This is a genomic window from Weissella sp. DD23, assembly GCF_001579105.1.
Lineage (GTDB): Bacteria > Bacillota > Bacilli > Lactobacillales > Lactobacillaceae > Weissella > Weissella cibaria.
The window spans coordinates 102,703-104,616 of record NZ_KQ970392.1 but is presented as its reverse complement, the minus strand read 5'-3'; the positions used below and the strand labels follow the sequence as shown (position 1 = coordinate 104,616).

Here is a 1,914-nt window from a genome sequence, read left to right as displayed (position 1 = left end):
ATAATGATATGTGACTCCTGCACCTTGCCTAAAGGACCATCCAATGTTGATAATACCTGAGGCAAAAGAGCATCAAATTTTTCTGTGTATTCATTTGTCAAAAAATATGAAACAGTGTAATGCAGCACCGTTTCTTCGGGATTCATAACCAAGTTCAATAGCATCGAACCATCCGTTGCTAAATTATTTAATGGCAATAATGTAACTGCAGCTATTACGCCATTCATCAATGTGAACGTCTCCACACCTAAGCCAGCTTTTAACGGCAGTAACATAACAACTAGTACATTAGCTACCGCACCACCCGCATACAGTATTCCTAAATTCAAAACAGTTGGTTTAGCATTTCTAAACACCACAAAACTCCCTAGTCCACTCCCTTCAAACCGAATTTTTTTCTGATTATCAATAACAAAACCAAACAGTCCCAGTCGTGCTATGTTAATTTTCAATAACCAAGCCACGATACAATGACCACATTCATGTATAACAACAGCCCCAATCCAGCTTAATATAATGTACAAAACTACCAATTTTAATCCCCTTATTTACAAACAATTGCATTCACAGTGCTTTATTATGTCATTTATGATTAACACTACTCAACTAGCATATTTTAATGGTCCTTTGTAAATCAATGCCTCATAGTTGACAAGTGTCAATCATCATTCTAGTGAAATGTCACAAAATATAAGCCATGTTTTCTACATGGTTTGCCTTAGGTCTCCACTATGCCAGGCAAAGATATTGATACTCTCAATACACCATGCTTGCAGTTGAAACATCAAATGTTTTTTCCTTCCGTTCGTGACGAAATCGGTCTACCTGTGAGAAACATAATTTCTGGCAAACAAGAATTAACGAATGGTTCTCAAGCATCCTAAAACATCCCCTGCTGAATCTGATCGTCGCGCGAGATGGATACGCAAATGGATTAAAGAAAAAAGGACAATAAGCATCCAACTCATGGGGTTCAGTTCAGTTTAACGACTAATACATCCTTTTGGTTTCTCTGCGTGACCTGTGGACAAGCTTTTTAATTTTCATTTCAATCTTTGTGAAATCTAAAGAGGCACCAACAAAATATATCTTTAATAAATCGGCACATCATGACGTTTTGTGCCACATGGTGGTATAATATTATTACGCACTAGAAAGGACGGTGGTAGCTATGACTCACACAATCAAGCGTCGCGTACAATTTTCAGTTGACGAAGGAGTTGCCGAAGCGGTCGAATCTCTACTAGCTAAAGCTGGTTTGACTACCAGTACACTATTACCATTGGTATATGCACAAATTTTGAACACCGGCCAAATTCCAATCACGCACGAACTATCTGATGAAGATTTGGCTGAAGCAAAGATAATTGCTGACAGTTACGAAGTACCAACCTTTGAGGTAAATACGGACGCTGATGTTCAAGCCTTCTTCGATGATGATGGTGGTTACTAGTGGCAAAGAAACTCTATTGGGCGTACGTATCATTTGTAGATCAACCAGGTGGCAAGGAACGCCCCGTATTGTATGTACGAGAGAATCAAGATTCATATTTTGTTTATCGGTTGACGACCAAGTTTGCAAATAAGTCACCACAAATTCAGAAAAACTATTTCGAAATTCTAGATTGGCAAGCTGCTGGGCTGCCACAAAAATCATGGATAGACCGTGGCCGCATCAACAAATTACCTCGCGCAACAACCAAGCTACGTCATATTGGTGAGCTCACTACTCATGATATTAAGCGACTTGCGGCATTCAAATCGTAAACCTAAATTCACCTTACAGAGTCTGCACGGATTTTGTGGGTGATTTTTTATTTCCATTATTAATATCTGAAAAATGCCATAAGACAAAAAGAAAAGACGTTCGATTTCTCGAACGTCTTACTTGTAACCCGAAGGTCTCTACTTATG

3 protein-coding genes are annotated in these 1,914 nt (G+C 38.8%); 2 read left to right on the top strand and 1 reads right to left on the bottom strand.

The features are described 5' to 3' along the window. Positions 1-533: hypothetical protein (locus tag WEIDD23_RS13505; RefSeq protein WP_207644203.1), on the bottom strand; the 533-nt coding region annotated here is incomplete at its 3' end. A 638-nt stretch (positions 534-1,171) separates the two neighbouring features. On the opposite strand from WEIDD23_RS13505, the gene WEIDD23_RS04830 reads away from it, so the two are divergent. Both WEIDD23_RS04830 and WEIDD23_RS04825 read left to right on the top strand, forming a co-directional pair. Further along, the gene (locus WEIDD23_RS04830) at positions 1,172-1,453 is read left to right on the top strand and encodes a type II toxin-antitoxin system RelB/DinJ family antitoxin (RefSeq protein WP_010375185.1); all 282 of its coding nucleotides are present in this window, start codon (positions 1,172-1,174) and stop codon (positions 1,451-1,453) included. Next, positions 1,453-1,767 carry a hypothetical protein gene (locus WEIDD23_RS04825; protein WP_010375186.1) on the top strand — a complete coding sequence of 105 codons (315 nt, stop codon included), beginning with the start codon at positions 1,453-1,455 and terminating at the stop codon, positions 1,765-1,767. Before WEIDD23_RS04830 ends, WEIDD23_RS04825 begins: the two co-directional genes overlap by 1 nt. The last annotated feature ends 147 nt before the right edge of the window (positions 1,768-1,914 follow it).